Here is a 17914-nt window from a genome sequence, read left to right as displayed (position 1 = left end):
CTAAAGATGGAAATGAAGGAGATTAAAGCAATGAATTGTTTTAACGTGACGTTCAAAAATCCTGAAGAGATCTTGAGCTTTTTAAACACTGTTGAGAAATATGATATCACAATGGACATGAAACGAGGCCGGCTTGTCGTGGATGCGAAGTCGCTCCTCGGGCTCATGAATCTAGGGCTGAATAACGTTGCCGAACTGCGTGTGTACGGTGATGCGAATCAGCTAAGGCAGGAGATTTCCAGATATATAGCAGCATAAAATTTAGTCAACCCCTCCCCCCTCATAGTACTATTTTTTACGGATAACTCGCATCCGTTTTAATGCTGTTATGGAGGAGCTGTGAACCCTCCAATGGGATTGTTTCCGTTGCCAGGCACGACGGTGACTTTTCCAAATTATATATCTGGGTCTTGATTTGAAAGGCTTCCCGGCGTATAATATGCGCCGGGAAGTCTTTTTTACTACAAAGAGAGGAATCGGGGGATATGAGATGAAACAGGCAAAAGAAAGAAGATTATATTTATTTGATGATAAGGCGCTGGCCGTCCTGATCGTGCCGCTGATCATCGAGCAGTTCCTGGCGGTGCTTGTAGGCATGGCGGATTCCGTTATGATCGCAAGCGTAGGGGAAGCCGCTGTTTCCGGTGTTTCTCTGGTAGATAATATCATGGTGCTGTTTATCAACGCATTTTCCGCGCTTGCGGCCGGAGGGGCGGTTATCTGCGGCCAGTACCTTGGCCAGAGGGATGAAAAGCTGGCGTGCCGTGCCTCCACACAGATCGTATGGTTTGTGACTCTGGTATCTCTTGTCCTGATGGTGGTTATTTACTGTGGGAAATGGTTTATCCTGCATGTAGTATTCGGCTCCATAGACGGGGATGTTATGAGGCATGCCAATATATATCTGCTGATCGTCTCCGCATCGATTCCATTTCTGGCAATGTATAATGCGGGCGCGGCTATTTTTCGGGCGATGGGAGATTCCAAAGCGCCGATGAAGGTCTCGATCCTGATGAACCTGATCAATGTGACCGGCAACGCGGTGCTGATCTACGGATTTCATATGGGCGCGGAAGGGGTTGCCATACCCACCCTGGTTTCACGTATGACGGCAGCGATTGTGATCATCGCGATGCTGGTGAACCAGAAGCTGCGCTTACATATTGACCGGGATTTCCATTTCAGGCCAGATGGGAGGATGATACGCCGCATTCTGAGTATTGGCGTGCCCAACGGTCTGGAGAACAGTATGTTTCAGCTTGGGAAGATTCTGGTGCTGAGCCTGGTGTCCTCCTTTGGCACATACGCGATTGCGGCAAACGCGGTCTGCAATGTGATCGCTATGTTTGAGATCCTGCCGGGAGTGGCGGTCAATCTTGCGATTACGACAGTTATTGCCCGCTGTGTGGGAGCCGATATGTATGACCAGGCCAGATATTATACGAAAAAATTGATCGGCATCACGTATGCCGGGATGTGCCTGATGAATATTCTGATCGTGCTGCTGCTTCCGATCATTCTGCGGATCTACAACCTGTCGGACATCACTTCGGAAATTACCCGGCAGATCATTTATCTGCATACTATAAGCAGTATGCTGGTCTGGCCCATTTCATTCAGCCTGCCGTCCACACTGCGGGCGGCTGGGGATGCCCAGGTGACCATGTATATTTCATTGATTTCCATGTGGCTGTTTCGGATCGTGTTCAGCTATATCCTTGGAAAATATATGGGGATGGGCGTGTTTGGCGTGTGGGCGGCTATGATTATAGACTGGTGCTTCCGGGCGGTATGTATGATGATTCGGTATAAAAGCGGAAGATGGATGCTGAAAAAGGCAGTTTGAGGAAAAGGATCTGATATAAAGCAGCGGTCTGCAGATCCATCTGCTGTTTGAAAATGGTTTTAACTGTGTGGTTGGAGAATCCAACAGTTTATTTTGAAAAGGGAGGTAACATATGAAGAGAGAATTGGTGATTGTTCTGGATTTCGGCGGGCAGTATAATCAGCTTGTAGCAAGGCGGGTGCGGGAATGCAGCGTGTACTGCGAGATTTATTCATATAAGACCGGACTTGAGAAGATTAAGGGCATGAATCCCAAGGGGATCATTCTGACCGGAGGCCCCAGCAGCTGTTATGAGGAGGACTCTGCCAGATATCCGAGGGAACTGTTTGAACTGGGGATTCCAGTTCTTGGGCTTTGCTATGGCGCGCAGTTGATGATGCATGAACTTGGCGGCAAGGTTGAACGCGCGGCAGTCAGGGAATACGGTAAGACGGAGGTTCTGATCGACAGGGCGGATTCCAAAGTGTTCCGAGGCGTACAGGAGAAAACCGTATGCTGGATGAGCCACTTTGATTATATTTCCCAGACGGCGCCGGGATTTGAGGTTACGGCGCATACCGCGGATTGTCCTGTTGCGGCTGCGGAAGACGAATCGCGGAAATTATACGCCATCCAATTCCACCCGGAAGTGCTGCATACAGCAGAAGGCACAAAGATGATCAATAATTTTGTAAAACACGTATGCGGCTGCGGGGGAAACTGGAAAATGGATACGTTTGTGGAAAACTCCATCCGTGAGATCCGGGCAAAGGTGGGCAAGGGAAAGGTGCTCTGCGCCCTGTCAGGCGGAGTGGATTCCTCTGTGGCGGCCGTGATGCTTTCCAAAGCGATCGGCAGTCAGCTCACATGCGTATTCGTGGATCATGGCCTGCTGCGTAAAAATGAAGGCGACGAGGTGGAGGCGGTTTTCGGCCCGGAGGGACCTTACGACCTGAATTTCATCCGCGTCAACGCGCAGGAACGGTTTTACGACAGGCTTGCGGGCATCGAAGAACCGGAAGAAAAACGGAAGATCATTGGAGAAGAATTTATCCGGGTTTTTGAAGAAGAAGCAAAGAAGATCGGTGCGGTTGATTTTCTTGTGCAGGGAACCATTTATCCGGATGTGGTAGAAAGCGGTCTGGGCGGAGAGTCCGCCGTGATCAAGTCCCACCACAATGTAGGAGGTCTGCCGGACTATGTGGACTTTAAAGAGATCATTGAGCCGCTCCGCGACTTGTTCAAGGATGAGGTTCGAAAAGCCGGCCTGGAGATGGGGATTCCGGAAAAGCTTGTATTCCGCCAGCCGTTTCCGGGGCCTGGGCTTGGTATCCGGATCATCGGTGAGATTACGGCTGAGAAGGTGAAAATCGTGCAGGACGCGGACGCCATCTACCGTGAGGAGATGGACGCTGCCGGGATGAAAGCGACGGTAGGACAGTATTTTGCCGCATTGACGAACATGAGGAGCGTGGGCGTGATGGGGGATGAGAGAACCTATGATTATGCGGTTGCGCTTCGGGCGGTGAATACAATTGATTTTATGACTGCGGAGGCGGCGGAGGTGCCGTATGCGGTGCTGAATAAGGTGATGAGCAGGATTATCAATGAGGTCAGAGGGGTGAATCGAGTGATGTATGATCTGACTAGTAAGCCGCCGGGGACGATTGAGTTCGAATAAACAAAAATGCTTACTAAATCCGGTGTTTATGCGGGTTTGTGGGCTTTGGAAAGGTCTTTTGATAACAAATTGATAACAGTCATTTCAGTGTGATTATTCTCGTTGTCTGATGGTTTACAGGTAGCAGAATGATTTTAAAGTGGCTGGCAATGTTCAGAGCCATACTGTGAAATATTACATATTTCCCAGTTGTGGCGTATCCGCCAAATGGATTTTTGCCAATATACGCTCTTGAATGTAAACATTCATCGCATATATTGTCCAAACTCCGCTTGGCTCTGAACGAATCCATATTAAAACGTAAGCACGAAATAATCCGTATCTATGAATCCTCCATCATTTTTGATACAATAGCTCCAAATCAAGGAGGTATTGCCTATGAATGAAACGAACCTTACAAAAGAAGATTTCTGGATGAAGCGAATTCAGGATTTCCAAAAAAGCGGATTGTCAAGAAAAGAATGGTGTCAGGAAAATCAAGTCCCCCTGTCGACTTTCAGTTATTGGATCAGAAAACAAATGCAGAAGCCTTCCGAATTGGATCAAGGGATGGAACCAGTCTTTGCCAGACTCCCTTCTGAGTTAGAGGTTTCCTCCCAACCGTTGTCGGAGTATCCTCCCATAACGATCCATCTTCCAGAAAGTATCCGGATAGAGGTCAGCACCGGTTGCCCGTGTGAACTGATGGCCTCTTTGATCCACATACTAAAAAATTATGCTTGACCTGGCAGGCGGGACCACCGTATACCTGGCCTGCGGCAGTACAGACCTGCGCAAGAGCTATAACGGCCTGGCCGCGATCATAAAGCTAAAATTCCATCTGGATCCGTATTCCCGCTGCATGTTCGCCTTCTGTAACCGCAGACGGACATCCATCAAAATCCTTCAATGGGACGGATCCGGTTTCTGGATCCTGATGAAGCGGCTCGACCGCAATTACTTCCGCTGGCCGGATACGCCGGATGAGTTGAAAAAAGTGACCTTAAAGGAAATTCATTGGTTATGTGATGGACTGTCCCTCGACCCAAAAGGCGCTTTTGAGGAACATCATCCGAAGATCACAATCTAATCTACACCGATTTTCCTGTCAATTCGCAAAAAGCTGAAAAAGTGGCAGTTTTCAATGAATTTTCCTCTGTTTTTCCATCCGGTTCCCTCTCGAAAACAGAGCGGTTTCATGATATACTTTTCTCAGACCGCAAGAGATAGGAGGGCTGGATCATGGAACCGCTTTTTTCTGAAAAACAATTGCAGGATATGAGCAAAGAGAATATCATCACATTGATACAGGCCATGCAGGTGCATCAGAAAAAACAGGAAACAGAGATCCAGCTCCTGAAAGAAAAAACGAAGGAACTGGAGTTTATGAATGCACTGCTTTCGGATCGGCTGGCACTTGCGCAGAGGAAGCAGTTTGGCTCTTCCAGCGAAAAATACGCGGAAGGCTATGAGCAGATGGACCTGTTCAATGAGGCGGAGCAGGAGGCCGATCCCAATGCAGCCGAGCCAGAGATGGAGGAGATCCATCCAAAATCTTATAAACGTAAAAAACCAACCGGAAAAAAGGAAGAGGACCTTTCCGCTTTTGAAACCACAGAAGTGATCAAACATAAATTAGAAGGAAACGACAGATTCTGCCCTGAATGTGGGACAAAATATAAAGTGGTGACTACGGAGACCGTAAAATATTTGAAATTCATCCCTGCCCGATTTGAAGTGGTGGAGGAGACCACCTATGTTTATGCCTGTCCCAAATGCGGGATGATGAAGCGCCCGCAGAAAGATCCGTCACTTCTCAAAGGCAGTGTTGCGACACCATCCCTCGTTGCCGGCATTATGAATGCGAAATATGTGAACGGGATGCCGCTTGCGCGACAGGAGAGGGAGTTCGCAAGATATAACCTGAACCTGTCAACAAAGACCATGGCCAACTGGATCATCCTGTGCGCAAAACGGTACCTGCAGCCGATCTATGACCTGATGAGGGAAGAGTTGATTGTAGCTGATACAATAGAAGAGAAAGTTCAATTACTGCAAGATAAAAAGAAAGAACTGTTTGATCAAGTTGTTAGTGGACATGATATACCTACTAATATTACGATGGATGATCTTGAAGAACTTATTAGAAACGCATAAAATGTGAAATTTTTCATAACGTGATTAAGCGAGCCATGATTGCTTGTGAAAACAGCGGTCACATCATTTCGGCCGATTTTCCTGAGGTCAGGAAAATCGTAAGTGCTGGTGCAACGAGTAAGCCTGTTAAGGATTATGAGCTTACTCGTTATGCTTGTTATTTGATTGTACAGAACGGTGATCCACGAAAAAAAGTGATAGCTTTAGGACAGACATATTTTGCCATTCAAACATATCGGCAAGAAGTGGCAGATCATTTTAACGAATTAGATGAAGACAGAAGACGTTTGGTAGTGCGTGGAGATATTAAACAGTGGAATCAACTTCTTGCAGAAACAGCACATGACGCAGGAGTTATTACAAATGAAGAATTTGCGATTTTCCAAAATGCCGGATACATGGGATTATATGGTGGATTAGATGTTGACGATATACACAAGAGAAAAGGTTTGGAAGTAGGGCAAAAAATTCTTGATTATATGGGAAGTACGGAGCTTGTTGCTAATTTGTTCAGAATATCACAGACGGAAGAAAAACTACAGAAAGATGAGATTACTGGTGCAAAGGCAGCGACGGCTACTCATTATAAGGTTGGGAAAGAAGTGAGAGGCGCTATTGAGAAAATAGGTGGTACAATGCCGGAAGATTTACCGACACCAGAAAAAAGCATTCAACAGGTTGAAAAAGAACAACTTGCCCGATTAAAGGCGAAAGCAAAAGCGGGAAAATTAATGTTGGATGAATAATTGTAGATCGGCGCTGATGGAGTGCCAGCGCCGACCATAAAAGATGGTAGTTATGCGTATACGATTTCTGAGAGTATGATTTCCCTTGCTGAGGCTTGTATATTATTCATGGTCTGTAACCATTTGAGCCAATCAGAAGATTTTAGCTGTTCATTGACTCGTTGCTGTTTTGCCATTTGTTTTACGATTAAATCCATGCGCTCATGGGCGGATTCATTTGTATCTGCGAGATGTTTGGTCAAAGTACCAGATAGAAACAAGTCCATATACAAAACGGGATGGTGTTCCCGAAAGTATGTTAATCCTATAGGACGGATTTCATTATCCTCTGGTAGTTGCGAATTTTGGTAATAAAACACTATTGAAATTTGAGCGAATATGAAACCAAAGTGGGTTATTTTTATATCAGGCATTTTTCTATGGAATGAATCAGATAGAAAAGTGTTACTAACATTAATTGAAAATGAATCTGATTCTCTATATATGTCTATTAAAAAACTTTACAAATGCTACCAACGGAATATAATATATATTCAAAGAAAGAGTGTGGAGTAATGGATAACTGGTTTACAATAGATAAAATTGATGCAAATACATATATTATCAGCGAATACCGCCATTGGGAGGAGACACATTGTTATTTGCTGAATGGAAATACTCGAAGTCTGCTTATTGATACAGGGCTTGGCATTTCCAATATATATGAGGAAGTACTGAAACTTACTAATAGACCAATTACAGCAGTAGCCACGCATATTCACTGGGATCATATTGGAGGACATAAGTATTTCCCGGATTTTTATGCACACGCTGATGAATTGGATTGGCTGAATGGTAAATTTCCTTTATCAATCGAAACGATAAGAGAGATGGTCATAGACCGCTGTGATTTGCCCGAAGGATTTTGTGTGAACGATTATGAGTTTTTTCAAGGTATGCCAACAAAAGTGCTGGCAGACCATGACATCATCGATATTGGCGGCAGGGAAATTGAAGTGCTGCATACTCCTGGACATTCTCCGGGGCATATGTGCTTTTGGGAAAAAAGCAGGGAATATTTATTTACAGGTGATTTGGTATATAAAGATATTCTGTTTGCTTATTATCCGTCTACTGACCCGGAAGCATACCTTGATTCTTTGGAAAAAGTTGCGGCATTGTCTGTGAAGAAAGTGCTTCCGGCACATCATTCATTGGATATAGAACCGGAAATCTTAATCCGTATGCGGGAAGCGTTTAGAAATCTCAAGGCGGACGGAAAACTTCATCATGGAAGTGGAACATTTGATTATGGGGATTGGGGAGTATGGTTATAAGAAAGTAAGCACGAAATAATCCGTATCTATGAATCCTCCATCATTTTTGATACAATAGCTCCAAATCAAGGGAGGTATTGCCTATGAATGAAACGAACCTTACAAAAGAAGATTTCTGGATGAAGCGAATTCAGGATTTCCAAAAAAGCGGATTGTCAAGAAAAGAATGGTGTCAGGAAAATCAAGTCCCCCTGTCGACTTTCAGTTATTGGATCAGAAAACAAATGCAGAAGCCTTCCGAATTGGATCAAGGGATGGAACCAGTCTTTGCCAGACTCCCTTCTGAGTTAGAGGTTTCCTCCCAACCGTTGTCGGAGTATCCTTCCATAACGATCCATCTTCCAGAAAGTATCCGGATAGAGGTCAGCACCGGTTGCCCGTGTGAACTGATGGCCTCTTTGATCCACACACTAAAAAATTATGCTTGACCTGTCAGGCGGGACCACCGTATACCTGGCCTGCGGCAGTACAGACCTGCGCAAGAGCTATAACGGCCTGGCCGCGATCATAAAGCTAAAATTCCATCTGGATCCGTATTCCCGCTGCATGTTCGCCTTCTGTAACCGCAGACGGACATCCATCAAAATCCTTCAATGGGACGGATCCGGTTTCTGGATCCTGATGAAGCGGCTCGACCGCAATTACTTCCGCTGGCCGGATACGCCGGATGAGTTGAAAAAAGTGACCTTAAAGGAAATTCATTGGTTATGTGATGGACTGTCCCTCGACCCAAAAGGCGCTTTTGAGGAACATCATCCGAAGATCACAATCTAATCTACACCGATTTTCCTGTCAATTCGCAAAAAGCTGAAAAAGTGGCAGTTTTCAATGAATTTTCCTCTGTTTTTCCATCCGGTTTCCTCTCGAAAACAGAGCGGTTTCATGATATACTTTTCTCAGACCACAAGAGATAGGAGGGCTGGATCATGGAACCGCTTTTTTCTGAAAAACAATTGCAGGATATGAGCAAAGAGAATATCATCACATTGATACAGGCCATGCAGGTGCATCAGAAAAAACAGGAAACAGAGATCCAGCTCCTGAAAGAAAAAACGAAGGAACTGGAGTTTATGAATGCACTGCTTTCGGATCGGCTGGCACTTGCGCAGAGGAAGCAGTTTGGCTCTTCCAGCGAAAAATACGCGGAAGGCTATGAGCAGATGGACCTGTTCAATGAGGCGGAGCAGGAGGCCGATCCCAATGCAGCCGAGCCAGAGATGGAGGAGATCCATCCAAAATCTTATAAACGTAAAAAACCAACCGGAAAAAAGGAAGAGGACCTTTCCGCTTTTGAAACCACAGAAGTGATCAAACATAAATTAGAAGGAAACGACAGATTCTGCCCTGAATGTGGGACAAAATATAAAGTGGTGACTACGGAGACCGTAAAATATTTGAAATTCATCCCTGCCCGATTTGAAGTGGTGGAGGAGACCACCTATGTTTATGCCTGTCCCAAATGCGGGATGATGAAGCGCCCGCAGAAAGATCCGTCACTTCTCAAAGGCAGTGTTGCGACACCATCCCTCGTTGCCGGCATTATGAATGCGAAATATGTGAACGGGATGCCGCTTGCGCGACAGGAGAGGGAGTTCGCAAGATATAACCTGAACCTGTCAACAAAGACCATGGCCAACTGGATCATCCTGTGCGCAAAACGGTACCTGCAGCCGATCTATGACCTGATGAGGGAAGAATTCCTGCGCAGCAGATATATCCACTGTGATGAAACCCGACTCCAGGTGATCGATGAGCCCGAGCAAAAAGGGACAACCCAGAACTGGATGTGGGTGTATCTTACGGATGAATACAGCGGATCCCCACGGATGGTCCTCTTCCAATATGAAAGGACCAGGGGTGGATACCATCCGGTGGAATTCCTGGGGGATGAGTTCCGTGGCTATCTGACCTGTGATGGATACCAGGCTTACCACGGCCTCCCGGAGCAGATCACCGTGACAGGGTGCATGGCACACGCAAGGCGGCGGTTTGATGAAGCCCTGACCCCTTTGAAAAAGGGCTTTACCAAAGAACAGCTGAAAGAAACAACTGCATACCAGGCAATGGCACGGATTGGCATGCTTTATAAAATAGAGGAACTGATCCGTAACCAATCTCCTGAGGAAAGATATGCTGAGCGTCAGAAGCAGTCAAAACCGCTTTTAGAGGCTTTCTTCGGATGGCTGCATACTTTAGAAGGCTCTGTAAACAGGTCTTCTAAAATAGGAGAGGCCGTTTTATACGCTTTAAATCAGGAAAAATACCTCAAAGCCTATCTGGAAGACGGACATCTGAGTATCGATAACTCGGCCGCGGAGAGGGCGGTCAAGAACTTTGCCATTGGCCGCCGCAACTGGCTGTTCTCCAAAAGCATCAAAGGCGCGGAGGCCAGCGCGACCGTATACAGCATCACGGAGACGGCGTTACTGAATGGGCTTAAGCCATATGACTATGTGGCTTACATACTGGAACGTATGAAAGATCTGGGGCCATTCCCGTCAAAAGAAGATCTCCAGCAACTATTACCATGGTCAGAATCCATACCGGAGTCCTGTCGTACAAATCGTCCAGGTGCGTCCACTTAGCAGAAACTGCTGGGTGGATTTTTTTTGTCAAAGTACAGATAACTTGGTGATGATATAAAAGATCAACTCTCATTAAGGCACAGTTTAGCAAACATTGGTGATTTTGAATAGGTACGGATTATTTCTTGCTTACATAAGAAATAAGCTGTGGAAAAGATAATGCTCCTTTTGGTGATGGTTAGCACATGGTCCTAGCACCATGTAAGTAAACCGGATAAAGGAAATGATGACATGGCAGTTTGCAGTTATATGTGGATTGCCATTTTTTGTGGAAAAATGGGCGTTTCTGTGGTAATATATGGGGGCAAAGATAAAAACACAACGCAAGAGAACCTTGCAGAACTGGTAGGTAGTCCAGTCGCACCGATTTGGTGTAAGTAGCCCTCCCTCCTTAGGGTCGTCCGTTCTTTGTTCATTACAACCATTTTAAGGAGGAATTGTCATGGACAAAGTATCGGGAAAATTGACAGTATTTTTTGAAGAACCGTTTTGGGTGGGAGTGTTTGAACGTGTATCAGATGGAAAGCTATCTGTGTGTAAGGTTACGTTTGGCGCGGAACCAAAAGAACATGAGGTTTATGAATTTGTTCTGAAAAGTTACTATCGGTTACGATTTAGTCCGGCTGTGGCAACTGATGTAAAAGAAGCCTGTCGTAATCCTAAACGGGTACAGCGTGAAGTGCGGAAACAGGTACAGAATACTGGGATAGGAACAAAATCGCAACAGGCTTTGAAATTGCAGCAGGAGCAGTTGAAAACGGAACGTAAGATTGTGAGTCGGGAACAGCGAGAAGCGGAGAAACAGCGGCAGTTTGAACTGAAACAGCAGAAAAGGAAAGAGAAGCATAGGGGGAGGTAATACCTGACGGAATATATTTGTTTGAGAAAAGTAATATAGTGATTAACTATGTTTAAAGTGAACAAGAGGGGCTATGCGGGCTTACGGGCCTTGGAAATGACTTTTGATAACAAATAGATAAAAGTTGTTTTGGCGGTATTATTCTTGATGTCCGGCGGTTTAATGGTATCAGAACATTTTTTCAATGTCTTGCATGACTGTGAAAAATCATAATAGAAACGCCCTTAGCTGTGGCCACTAATCCACATACCTGAGGGCGTTTTTGCCGTCCTTATTTATGTGTGCAATGAGCCGGCTCTTCCACTTTTCACCAGCAGGCAGCGTCAGGGCAGGAAACGGGGCAGATAAGGAAAGGGGGCGAAGCAATCCGGCAGGAAGTATCAGAATTTTCCGCTGCGAATCTTCTTTTGAAAGAGCAGACGGAAACAGGGGGAGTCTGCATAGGCTCAATCTGCATATAAGTAGTGATTGCCGATATGATTTTATCAATGATTTTTTCGTCCTGTTCATGAACCGTTAGCACGAATATTTTCCATATATCACCACCTGCCTTTTAATAATTCTTCATCATAATCATTGTTAGTTTGTTTGTGATCTCAATAGGAATTATTTTTGAGAAAAAAACGAGAAGTTTATTATATATTCCTGGGATAATTAAACGTTTTCCTTTTATTATTTTAGGGTAGGATATTTTGACAACTTTATCAGGTTTCATTACGGCATATTTGAAAAGCAAGGTTTGCTCTATATTTGCTTTCCGTGCAAATTCTGTTTCCGTTGCTCCGGGACAAAGCAAAGTGATTTTTATTCCGGTATTTCTATATTCTCCATAAAGGGCATTTGAAAAAGACATGATATATGCTTTTGTTGCTGAATAAACTGCGTCAGAGGGAGAGGGAATGAAAGAACCTGTTGAACCAATATTAAGTATATGTCCGTAGTTGTTCTTTTTCATTATTGACAGAATACGTTTTGTAAGTTGCGTAATAAAACGTATGTGCAAGTCAATCATTTTTATTTCTTTGTCCAGATCTGTTTGAGAGAATAAGCCGCACTCATTGAAACCTGCATTGTTGACAAGAAAATCAATAGGCGTATTCCAAGTCTCTATTTGTTCCATAATCAAATCTGCGGCATCTTCTTTTGTCAGATCATATGCAATAAAATTTACGGTCACATGATACTGATTCTGTAAATATAACTGCTGTTTTTTCAGCTTTTGAATATCTCTTGATACAAGTATGATGTTATTTCCCATACTGGCAAATTTTTCAGTAAACGCTTTTCCAAGCCCGCTTGTTGTTCCTGTAATTAAAACATTTCCCATTTCTTTTCTCCGCCTGTGCCTGGAATAGCCTACATTTGCTTATTATGGATCTGTATATATTCAGCTTTTACCTTATCAATGGTTTTTCCGCCAATACCAAAGTTCTTGTCCGGTACTTCCTTTATGGTTGTTACAAAAAATTCCTGTGGTATTTTCATGATTTCAGAAGATATTTCTGTTAATTGCTTTATCAGTTCCTCTTTTTGCATATCTGATAAAACGCTGCTTTCTACTGTGATATAAGGCATTTCTTAATTTCCTCCTGTTTTTCCTCTCTAATTTTCACCATGATTAAATAACTTCCATTCTTCGCTATATGACATTTCTTTATAGGAAGAATCCGCTAAAAGTTTTTCATAGAATGATAACTTTTTTTGTGTCAGGTCAAATGCGTTTTGCAGAGAAATCATTTGTTTTTTAATATCTTCCATATGATTTTGTACCATAACAAAACGCTGTTCAAGTGTTTCTCCCCCCTGTATTAACAGTGAAACATAATCCTTAATGGAATGAATGGGGATATTTGCCATGCGCATACATTGTATCATTTTTATCCATTCGATATCCTCGTCTGTATATTGTCTGTATTTTTGGTTGTTTCTAGCTATTGGGGGCAATAAATTCTCTTTTTCATAATATCTTAAAGTTGCTGTTGACAACCCGGTTATTTTGGCCGCTTCCTTTGCTGAATACATATAAATCCGCCTTTCTGTTTCATCATAAACTATGAAGCGCACTTCAAGTCAATAAAAAATTATATCATAATGGGCAGAAAAGATATAAGAAAAATTCTTGCCGCTGTTTTATAGTCTAAGATCAGCTTGCGGTATTGACAAACAGTGCAAAACTTGCTAAACTGAAATGAGTCAATTAATTGACTGTACTGTAATTGACTATATGGGAGGTGGCTGATATAACAAAGGAAACCAAGAAAAACGCATATCTGTACTGCAAATTTCGGGATGAGCAGCTTGCGTTGTATGATGAGTACGCTAAACGTCACGGAATGCTGATGAAAACACTGTTGGTAGTCAATGTTCTATATTATGACGATTTCTATGGCAAGGGTGGTGTGACGCAGACGGAGATTTGCCAGCGAACCTTTCAGTCGAAACAGACAGTCAATCTGATTATACGAAACCTTTTAAACGAGGCGTATGTAACGGTTGAAGAGCGAAAAGAAAACAAACGGGAGAAATTAGTACGGATAACCGAAGCAGGCAAAGCTTACTGTGAAAAAGTAGTACGCCACATTACATGGGCAGAAGATACGGCAATGTCTATGTTTACACAGGAGGAGCAAAAACAACTGATTGATCTCTCACGGACATTTACAAAAAATCTGACAGAGCTTATCAATCAGGAAACGGAGGATTGAATTATGGAACTTTACGAGGCAATTAACAAAAGGAAAACGACGAGGGAATTTTTAGATACAGAAGTCGATTTTGAGGTCATTAAAAGAATTTTGGAAGCAGGAAACAGAGCACCCACTTGGGATCATAACCGTAATTGGCAGTTTATCGTTTTAAGAACCGATGAAGAAAAAGAATATGCTTTTTCCGAAGCGAAAGCGATTGCGGATAAATTCGATGCCGACAGGTATCTCAATATGCCCAGACCTTATCAGATCACATTGGGGCAAAAAATGTACGGCTACGCTATGCCCAAGCAATATACTATGCTGAAAGAAGCACCATATGCAATTATTCCTTTATTCAAATCAAAGGAATTGAACGGCGAGTACGTTTCAAAATTAAATCCCTTTGCTACGATTTGGTGTGTGATAGAAAATATCTTTTTAGCGGCAACGGCAGAAGGACTATCCTGCTCAATGCGCATACCGCTGAATAAAGAACACGATATAGTTAAGAAGAAACTGAAGGTGCCGCCGACCTATATGATACCTGTATTTATCGGTATTGGTTATGCAGATCCCGAAGAACTGCAATTAGAGCAATATAACCCCGACATAGATAAACAAATACGCTTTGGAAGATGGAAATGATTATAAAAGAAATGGAAGCAAAAAATGTGAACACAAAATCCAATCTGACCGTTTACGATCAATCCGTATGCGGGCTGTATCCACGCCTGTAAATATTGCAATGCATATGCCACAGAGGGATTCTATTATATTCAGATATTTATTTTAAGAGTTCATCATAGGTGGTTTTCAGACAATCTCGGATACCACGAAGTTGTGAGCCGGTAATATGTTGAATGCCGCGTTCGATTTTTACTAAGGCTTCTCTGGTCATTCCGATGCCTTCTAAATCCAACATACCGACAAGTTTTGTTTGTCCTATTCCTTTTTCTAATCGTATTCTGCGAATATTTCCGCCAATATCAATGCCCTCTTGCTTTATTTTTTGTTCCATCATTTTTCCCTTAGCTGTCTATTATAGTGATCACATATTTTAGGCATGAGTTGCTTGAAATATGGCAGCATAAACAGGGAATAGAGGATGTGTCCTATGAAGGCATTAAATCTGTTTTGGAAGATCATGAAGAGTGCTATTTATGCGGAAGCAGTGACCGGAGTCTGATGGGGTATTATCGAAACTTTGATACGATTGGTTTAATATCGCTAAATGACTGGTATGTAGTGGACTTTGGTTTGAAAGAGTACGATGATCAAGGGAATCCTTTAAAAAGTGATGATGCCCACACATTTACTCAAATGACAAATACGGGTGAGGTGTTTCTTATGACATCCGGATCGCCTGATAGGGGAATGGCGTCTGTTGATGTAAGTCTGCCAGAGGATTACAGACCGGATACACAAATGTTGCAGGAACATTTATGCCAGACATGTTTAGATAAGATCACAGATTCTCTGAAAACATCTAAGTGGAAATATGAGAAGAAACAAGCGATTCCGCTGTGTTTGGTGGATTTCAAGACACTGGAGATTTATTCCTTACAAGACGGGCATGTGGGATGTTCTATAAGGGATTATTGGGTTGATATGGAATATGATGGAGAAAAGGTAGAGATTCATGCTTATTATCTTCCAAGAAGGGAGTGAGCAGCAAATATTAGATGAGCCAGCAACACCGGAGAAACCTGTTGAAGACAACAAAAATGGAGGCCTCCTTCGTAAAATCAGGGCTTCCTATTTGTTTGGTTTTGTATTTCCGATAGAGCTTTCCTTATAATCCGATTTCGCATCCAATTTCCTGACTGCTGACTTTTCCGCAACAGGAAATTGTCTATTTTACTTTTTCTTTACATTCACTGCATTCCCCATCATGAATGGAAATAATACCGCCGCATTCAGGACAAGTATATTTTTCCTTCTGCTGTTCCATGAAACAATCCAGGCCATACTCTTGAACAAACCGACTGTTTTCTATAAGGCTTGCTTGATACCGCTTGTTATAGCTCTTTTCGAGATTTTTAATCAGCCTGCATGGATATTCGGAACAATCAAAGCAATAGGACAAAGATTTTTCTTTGATACAGTCCTTGATTTTGCATTTACGGCAATGCTCAGGTTTCCCTTGATCGCTGTTCAGACAGCCGGCACAAGGCTTTCTGTGGTAACAATGCTTATAGCAGACCTTACAATTCATTCCGCAGGGGGCAAACATACTTGTATCAATATGTTCATCAGGCATTTTCATCAGTTTTTACCCCATTCTTTCAATTCCGATTTTTATTTTGCTCAATGATCTGACAACCGGTAGTTCAGTGTTTTCCTGTCCTTATAAATTCTATCAGCTTTTCCACATCGTCAAAATCATCATAATCGCCGATAATTCCTTTGCGATGATATAGGATTCCTCTCTTTTCATTTTCCACAAGGCAGTCAAGAAGGCTCTCTATCCCATATCTTTTTATGAACAGTGTAAAACCATATGGCTTGATTTTGTTCAGTAATCCCATTTTGCAGTCCATTTCACAGGCATAACAGCCTAAGAATCCCTTTTCAATGGAGCATTTTCTATTTTCGCATCGGCTGTAGTCGGGACAGTTATCTGAATAACAGCCATTGCATGTGACATTTTCTGAACATAGGCAACATGCAAGTCCGCACCTTGCGATTCCCAATTCCCGTTTCATTATTTGCCCTCCCCAAACTCTGAGCTGCTGCTTCAATATTCCACTATCTTATCATAAAGCACTATTTTTCACAATAGAAAGAACACAATAGAAATGCGATCATTTACCGTTTGATGCTGCTGCCACAGCGGTGCGGATTTTTAGGAATATAAAAATATAACAGGCTTCTTAAAAATCAGAAGTAAATTAAAAATAGATAGGCGGGGATTTACAATGATGGAAAAATGTCTGCTTATGTGATAAGATTAAGAACAGAGAATCGAAGAAAAAGAAAGGCACAGAAAAGATTAAGCAAAACAAAAAATCAAAGACCGGCAAAAGTATGATCGGAGATTATGAAAGAGCGGGGTAGCGTATGGTAATACAGGAAATAGACAACGTAAAATTCAGACTCAAAAAGCCCTGTGATCTGACATGGATTAAAAAGTATGGAACAGTATTTTCAGTAATAGACGCAACCGGTTCAGGGTGTATCTGTTTTGGCGTTGGAAATGGAAAGGACAGATATTTTATTAAAATTGCAGGTGTGGACACGGTAGACGCGGAAATTTCGCCCGGTGAGTCGGTGGAGACTCTGAAAAATGCAGCAGAGCTTTATCAGATTTTAAAGCACCAGAACCTGGTGGAACTGCTGGAGCATTATCCGGTTTTGGACTGCTATGCCGCTGTATTTCGGTGGGTAGAAGGCGAGTGTCTCTTTGACCATTGGAATTTTGAAAAGTATGACAAGAATCCGGGAGAGGCAGGTCCGGCCGGGCGGTTCAAAAAGCTTTCGCCGGGGAGGAAGCTTTCTGCGGCAGAATGTCTGTTTTCTTTTTTGGAGAACGTTTCGGCCAGGCATTATGTGGCGGTAGATTTTTATGACGGAAGCCTGATCTATGATTTTGCGGCGGATAAGATGATGATCTGCGATATTGATCTGTTCAGGAAACAGCCTGCATACAATGATGCGGGAGAGGCGTATTGGGGGACGAAAAGGCTGAAGGCGCCGGAGGAGTATAGGCTGGGAGCAGTGATTGACGAGGCGACGAATGTTTTTACGTTAGGAGCTCTCATGTTTGAGTTTTTCGGAAAATATACACAGGAGGAGATTGACCGCAGATATAAGGACAACCAATTTCTGCCCTGTAAAATAGAATACTGGTCGCTGGGAAGCGCCTCCTATTCTGCGGTCCTGCGGGCTGTGGACTTTGACAGGGAGAAACGATATCCGTCAATATCGGATTTTCATAAAGCGTTTTTGGAAGCGATCCGTGCAGATGAAAAATCTTTGTCCTGATTTTCCGTGTTTGATTAACTTTCAAAGAAGTAATGCCGAAATATTATAAGAAGGAGTCTTCCTTTTCAACATAAAAAAGGTATTTGCCATAC

22 protein-coding genes and 1 pseudogene are annotated in these 17914 nt (G+C 43.2%); 16 read left to right on the top strand and 7 right to left on the bottom strand.

Annotated features, from left to right (window positions below; genetic code table 11):
* Positions 1-30: 30 nt before the first annotated feature.
* The 7 genes and pseudogenes from EBB54_RS17395 to dinD all read left to right on the top strand — a co-directional run bounded on the left by EBB54_RS17395 (position 31) and on the right by dinD (position 6388).
* Positions 31-258, top strand: a complete 228-nt coding sequence (locus EBB54_RS17395; protein WP_004078047.1) for an HPr family phosphocarrier protein — start codon at positions 31-33, stop codon at positions 256-258.
* Between the two features lie 232 nt (positions 259-490).
* The gene (locus EBB54_RS17390; protein ID WP_004078046.1) at positions 491-1846 is read left to right on the top strand and encodes an MATE family efflux transporter; all 1356 of its coding nucleotides are present in this window, start codon (positions 491-493) and stop codon (positions 1844-1846) included.
* A 112-nt stretch (positions 1847-1958) separates the two neighbouring features.
* Positions 1959-3506, top strand: coding sequence for a glutamine-hydrolyzing GMP synthase (guaA, locus tag EBB54_RS17385; protein WP_125128370.1), 1548 nt, complete (start codon positions 1959-1961; stop codon positions 3504-3506).
* Positions 3507-3884: 378 nt separating this feature from the next.
* Positions 3885-4229, top strand: coding sequence for an IS66 family insertion sequence element accessory protein TnpA (gene tnpA / locus EBB54_RS17380; protein WP_125128369.1), 345 nt, complete (start codon positions 3885-3887; stop codon positions 4227-4229).
* Positions 4222-4575, top strand: coding sequence for an IS66 family insertion sequence element accessory protein TnpB (gene tnpB / locus EBB54_RS17375; RefSeq protein ID WP_016294944.1), 354 nt, complete (start codon positions 4222-4224; stop codon positions 4573-4575). The genes tnpA (EBB54_RS17380) and tnpB (EBB54_RS17375) overlap by 8 nt, the downstream gene beginning before the upstream one ends.
* 152 nt (positions 4576-4727) lie before the next feature.
* A pseudogene (locus EBB54_RS17370) lies at positions 4728-5502 on the top strand (transposase); the annotation flags it as partial.
* Between the two features lie 175 nt (positions 5503-5677).
* Positions 5678-6388 (top strand): DNA damage-inducible protein D, encoded by a 711-nt coding sequence (gene dinD, locus EBB54_RS17365; RefSeq protein WP_205128757.1) that lies wholly within the window; start codon positions 5678-5680, stop codon positions 6386-6388.
* A gap of 50 nt (positions 6389-6438) precedes the next feature.
* Here the strand turns inward: dinD and EBB54_RS17360 are convergent, their stop codons facing one another.
* Positions 6439-6801 (bottom strand): TnpV protein, encoded by a 363-nt coding sequence (locus EBB54_RS17360; protein WP_049946600.1) that lies wholly within the window; start codon positions 6799-6801, stop codon positions 6439-6441.
* A 141-nt stretch (positions 6802-6942) separates the two neighbouring features.
* Between EBB54_RS17360 and EBB54_RS17355 the strand changes: the two genes are divergently transcribed.
* From EBB54_RS17355 to EBB54_RS17335, 5 genes are all read left to right on the top strand, one after another.
* On the top strand, positions 6943-7704 hold the full coding sequence (locus EBB54_RS17355; RefSeq protein WP_125128367.1) for an MBL fold metallo-hydrolase: 762 nt from the start codon (positions 6943-6945) through the stop codon (positions 7702-7704).
* An 83-nt stretch (positions 7705-7787) separates the two neighbouring features.
* A complete protein-coding gene (gene tnpA / locus EBB54_RS17350; RefSeq protein ID WP_125128366.1) occupies positions 7788-8132 on the top strand; it encodes an IS66 family insertion sequence element accessory protein TnpA in 345 nt (114 codons plus the stop codon).
* Positions 8125-8478 carry an IS66 family insertion sequence element accessory protein TnpB gene (tnpB, locus tag EBB54_RS17345; protein ID WP_125128365.1) on the top strand — a complete coding sequence of 118 codons (354 nt, stop codon included), beginning with the start codon at positions 8125-8127 and terminating at the stop codon, positions 8476-8478. The genes tnpA (EBB54_RS17350) and tnpB (EBB54_RS17345) overlap by 8 nt, the downstream gene beginning before the upstream one ends.
* A 152-nt stretch (positions 8479-8630) precedes the next feature.
* Positions 8631-10289, top strand: coding sequence for an IS66 family transposase (tnpC, locus tag EBB54_RS17340; protein ID WP_016298377.1), 1659 nt, complete (start codon positions 8631-8633; stop codon positions 10287-10289).
* Between the two features lie 442 nt (positions 10290-10731).
* Positions 10732-11148 carry a YjdF family protein gene (locus EBB54_RS17335; protein ID WP_125128364.1) on the top strand — a complete coding sequence of 139 codons (417 nt, stop codon included), beginning with the start codon at positions 10732-10734 and terminating at the stop codon, positions 11146-11148.
* Between the two features lie 553 nt (positions 11149-11701).
* Here EBB54_RS17335 and EBB54_RS17330 read toward each other — a convergent pair.
* Genes EBB54_RS17330 through EBB54_RS17320 form a run of 3 tightly spaced genes read right to left on the bottom strand, consistent with a single transcriptional unit; the run spans position 11702 to position 13170 of the window.
* On the bottom strand, positions 11702-12475 hold the full coding sequence (locus EBB54_RS17330; RefSeq protein ID WP_125128363.1) for an SDR family NAD(P)-dependent oxidoreductase: 774 nt from the start codon (positions 12473-12475) through the stop codon (positions 11702-11704).
* A gap of 29 nt (positions 12476-12504) precedes the next feature.
* Positions 12505-12723: a 4-oxalocrotonate tautomerase DmpI gene (dmpI, locus tag EBB54_RS17325; RefSeq protein ID WP_125128362.1), complete on the bottom strand. Its 219-nt coding sequence runs from the start codon at positions 12721-12723 to the stop codon at positions 12505-12507.
* A gap of 27 nt (positions 12724-12750) precedes the next feature.
* Complete coding sequence (locus tag EBB54_RS17320) at positions 12751-13170, bottom strand: MerR family transcriptional regulator (RefSeq protein ID WP_125128361.1); 420 nt, start codon at positions 13168-13170, stop codon at positions 12751-12753.
* A 194-nt stretch (positions 13171-13364) separates the two neighbouring features.
* Here EBB54_RS17320 and EBB54_RS17315 point away from each other — a divergent pair, with 194 nt between their 5' ends.
* Both EBB54_RS17315 and EBB54_RS17310 read left to right on the top strand, forming a co-directional pair.
* Positions 13365-13853, top strand: coding sequence for a MarR family winged helix-turn-helix transcriptional regulator (locus EBB54_RS17315; RefSeq protein WP_004077986.1), 489 nt, complete (start codon positions 13365-13367; stop codon positions 13851-13853).
* Positions 13854-13856: 3 nt separating this feature from the next.
* The gene (locus tag EBB54_RS17310; RefSeq protein ID WP_125128360.1) at positions 13857-14483 is read left to right on the top strand and encodes a nitroreductase family protein; all 627 of its coding nucleotides are present in this window, start codon (positions 13857-13859) and stop codon (positions 14481-14483) included.
* Between the two features lie 139 nt (positions 14484-14622).
* On the opposite strand, the gene EBB54_RS17305 is transcribed toward EBB54_RS17310, so the two are convergent.
* The gene (locus EBB54_RS17305; protein WP_125130863.1) at positions 14623-14856 is read right to left on the bottom strand and encodes a helix-turn-helix domain-containing protein; all 234 of its coding nucleotides are present in this window, start codon (positions 14854-14856) and stop codon (positions 14623-14625) included.
* Between the two features lie 50 nt (positions 14857-14906).
* Here EBB54_RS17305 and EBB54_RS30695 point away from each other — a divergent pair, with 50 nt between their 5' ends.
* On the top strand, positions 14907-15506 hold the full coding sequence (locus EBB54_RS30695; RefSeq protein WP_193554363.1) for a hypothetical protein: 600 nt from the start codon (positions 14907-14909) through the stop codon (positions 15504-15506).
* 184 nt (positions 15507-15690) lie between these two features.
* On the opposite strand, the gene EBB54_RS17290 is transcribed toward EBB54_RS30695, so the two are convergent.
* Together EBB54_RS17290 and EBB54_RS17285 are read right to left on the bottom strand one after the other, a co-directional pair.
* Positions 15691-16104, bottom strand: a complete 414-nt coding sequence (locus tag EBB54_RS17290; RefSeq protein WP_004077978.1) for a DUF3795 domain-containing protein — start codon at positions 16102-16104, stop codon at positions 15691-15693.
* 64 nt (positions 16105-16168) lie between these two features.
* Positions 16169-16543, bottom strand: a complete 375-nt coding sequence (locus EBB54_RS17285; RefSeq protein ID WP_125128359.1) for a DUF3795 domain-containing protein — start codon at positions 16541-16543, stop codon at positions 16169-16171.
* 355 nt (positions 16544-16898) lie between these two features.
* Between EBB54_RS17285 and EBB54_RS17280 the strand changes: the two genes are divergently transcribed.
* Positions 16899-17822, top strand: a complete 924-nt coding sequence (locus EBB54_RS17280; protein WP_125128358.1) for a hypothetical protein — start codon at positions 16899-16901, stop codon at positions 17820-17822.
* The last annotated feature ends 92 nt before the right edge of the window (positions 17823-17914 follow it).

It is taken from the genome of Schaedlerella arabinosiphila, from assembly GCF_003885045.1.
Lineage (GTDB): Bacteria > Bacillota > Clostridia > Lachnospirales > Lachnospiraceae > Schaedlerella > Schaedlerella arabinosiphila.
This window is presented reverse-complemented; position numbering and strand designations above follow the sequence as displayed.

What these genes read in the sequence shown, in the direction of transcription:
- tnpB (WP_016294944.1), top strand. Translation starts at nt 4,222, where the DNA reads ATGCTTGACCTGGCAGGCGGGACCACCGTATACCTGGCCTGCGGCAGT.
- EBB54_RS17310 (WP_125128360.1), top strand. Translation starts at nt 13,857, where the DNA reads ATGGAACTTTACGAGGCAATTAACAAAAGGAAAACGACGAGGGAATTT.
- EBB54_RS17290 (WP_004077978.1), bottom strand. Translation starts at nt 16,104, where the DNA reads ATGAAAATGCCTGATGAACATATTGATACAAGTATGTTTGCCCCCTGC.
- EBB54_RS17390 (WP_004078046.1), top strand. Translation starts at nt 491, where the DNA reads ATGAAACAGGCAAAAGAAAGAAGATTATATTTATTTGATGATAAGGCG.
- tnpB (WP_125128365.1), top strand. Translation starts at nt 8,125, where the DNA reads ATGCTTGACCTGTCAGGCGGGACCACCGTATACCTGGCCTGCGGCAGT.
- tnpA (WP_125128366.1), top strand. Translation starts at nt 7,788, where the DNA reads ATGAATGAAACGAACCTTACAAAAGAAGATTTCTGGATGAAGCGAATT.
- dinD (WP_205128757.1), top strand. Translation starts at nt 5,678, where the DNA reads ATGATTGCTTGTGAAAACAGCGGTCACATCATTTCGGCCGATTTTCCT.
- EBB54_RS17305 (WP_125130863.1), bottom strand. Translation starts at nt 14,856, where the DNA reads ATGGAACAAAAAATAAAGCAAGAGGGCATTGATATTGGCGGAAATATT.
- EBB54_RS17360 (WP_049946600.1), bottom strand. Translation starts at nt 6,801, where the DNA reads ATGCCTGATATAAAAATAACCCACTTTGGTTTCATATTCGCTCAAATT.
- dmpI (WP_125128362.1), bottom strand. Translation starts at nt 12,723, where the DNA reads ATGCCTTATATCACAGTAGAAAGCAGCGTTTTATCAGATATGCAAAAA.
- EBB54_RS17320 (WP_125128361.1), bottom strand. Translation starts at nt 13,170, where the DNA reads ATGTATTCAGCAAAGGAAGCGGCCAAAATAACCGGGTTGTCAACAGCA.
- EBB54_RS17330 (WP_125128363.1), bottom strand. Translation starts at nt 12,475, where the DNA reads ATGGGAAATGTTTTAATTACAGGAACAACAAGCGGGCTTGGAAAAGCG.
- EBB54_RS17280 (WP_125128358.1), top strand. Translation starts at nt 16,899, where the DNA reads ATGGTAATACAGGAAATAGACAACGTAAAATTCAGACTCAAAAAGCCC.
- EBB54_RS17335 (WP_125128364.1), top strand. Translation starts at nt 10,732, where the DNA reads ATGGACAAAGTATCGGGAAAATTGACAGTATTTTTTGAAGAACCGTTT.
- EBB54_RS17285 (WP_125128359.1), bottom strand. Translation starts at nt 16,543, where the DNA reads ATGAAACGGGAATTGGGAATCGCAAGGTGCGGACTTGCATGTTGCCTA.
- guaA (WP_125128370.1), top strand. Translation starts at nt 1,959, where the DNA reads ATGAAGAGAGAATTGGTGATTGTTCTGGATTTCGGCGGGCAGTATAAT.
- EBB54_RS17395 (WP_004078047.1), top strand. Translation starts at nt 31, where the DNA reads ATGAATTGTTTTAACGTGACGTTCAAAAATCCTGAAGAGATCTTGAGC.
- EBB54_RS17355 (WP_125128367.1), top strand. Translation starts at nt 6,943, where the DNA reads ATGGATAACTGGTTTACAATAGATAAAATTGATGCAAATACATATATT.
- tnpA (WP_125128369.1), top strand. Translation starts at nt 3,885, where the DNA reads ATGAATGAAACGAACCTTACAAAAGAAGATTTCTGGATGAAGCGAATT.
- tnpC (WP_016298377.1), top strand. Translation starts at nt 8,631, where the DNA reads ATGGAACCGCTTTTTTCTGAAAAACAATTGCAGGATATGAGCAAAGAG.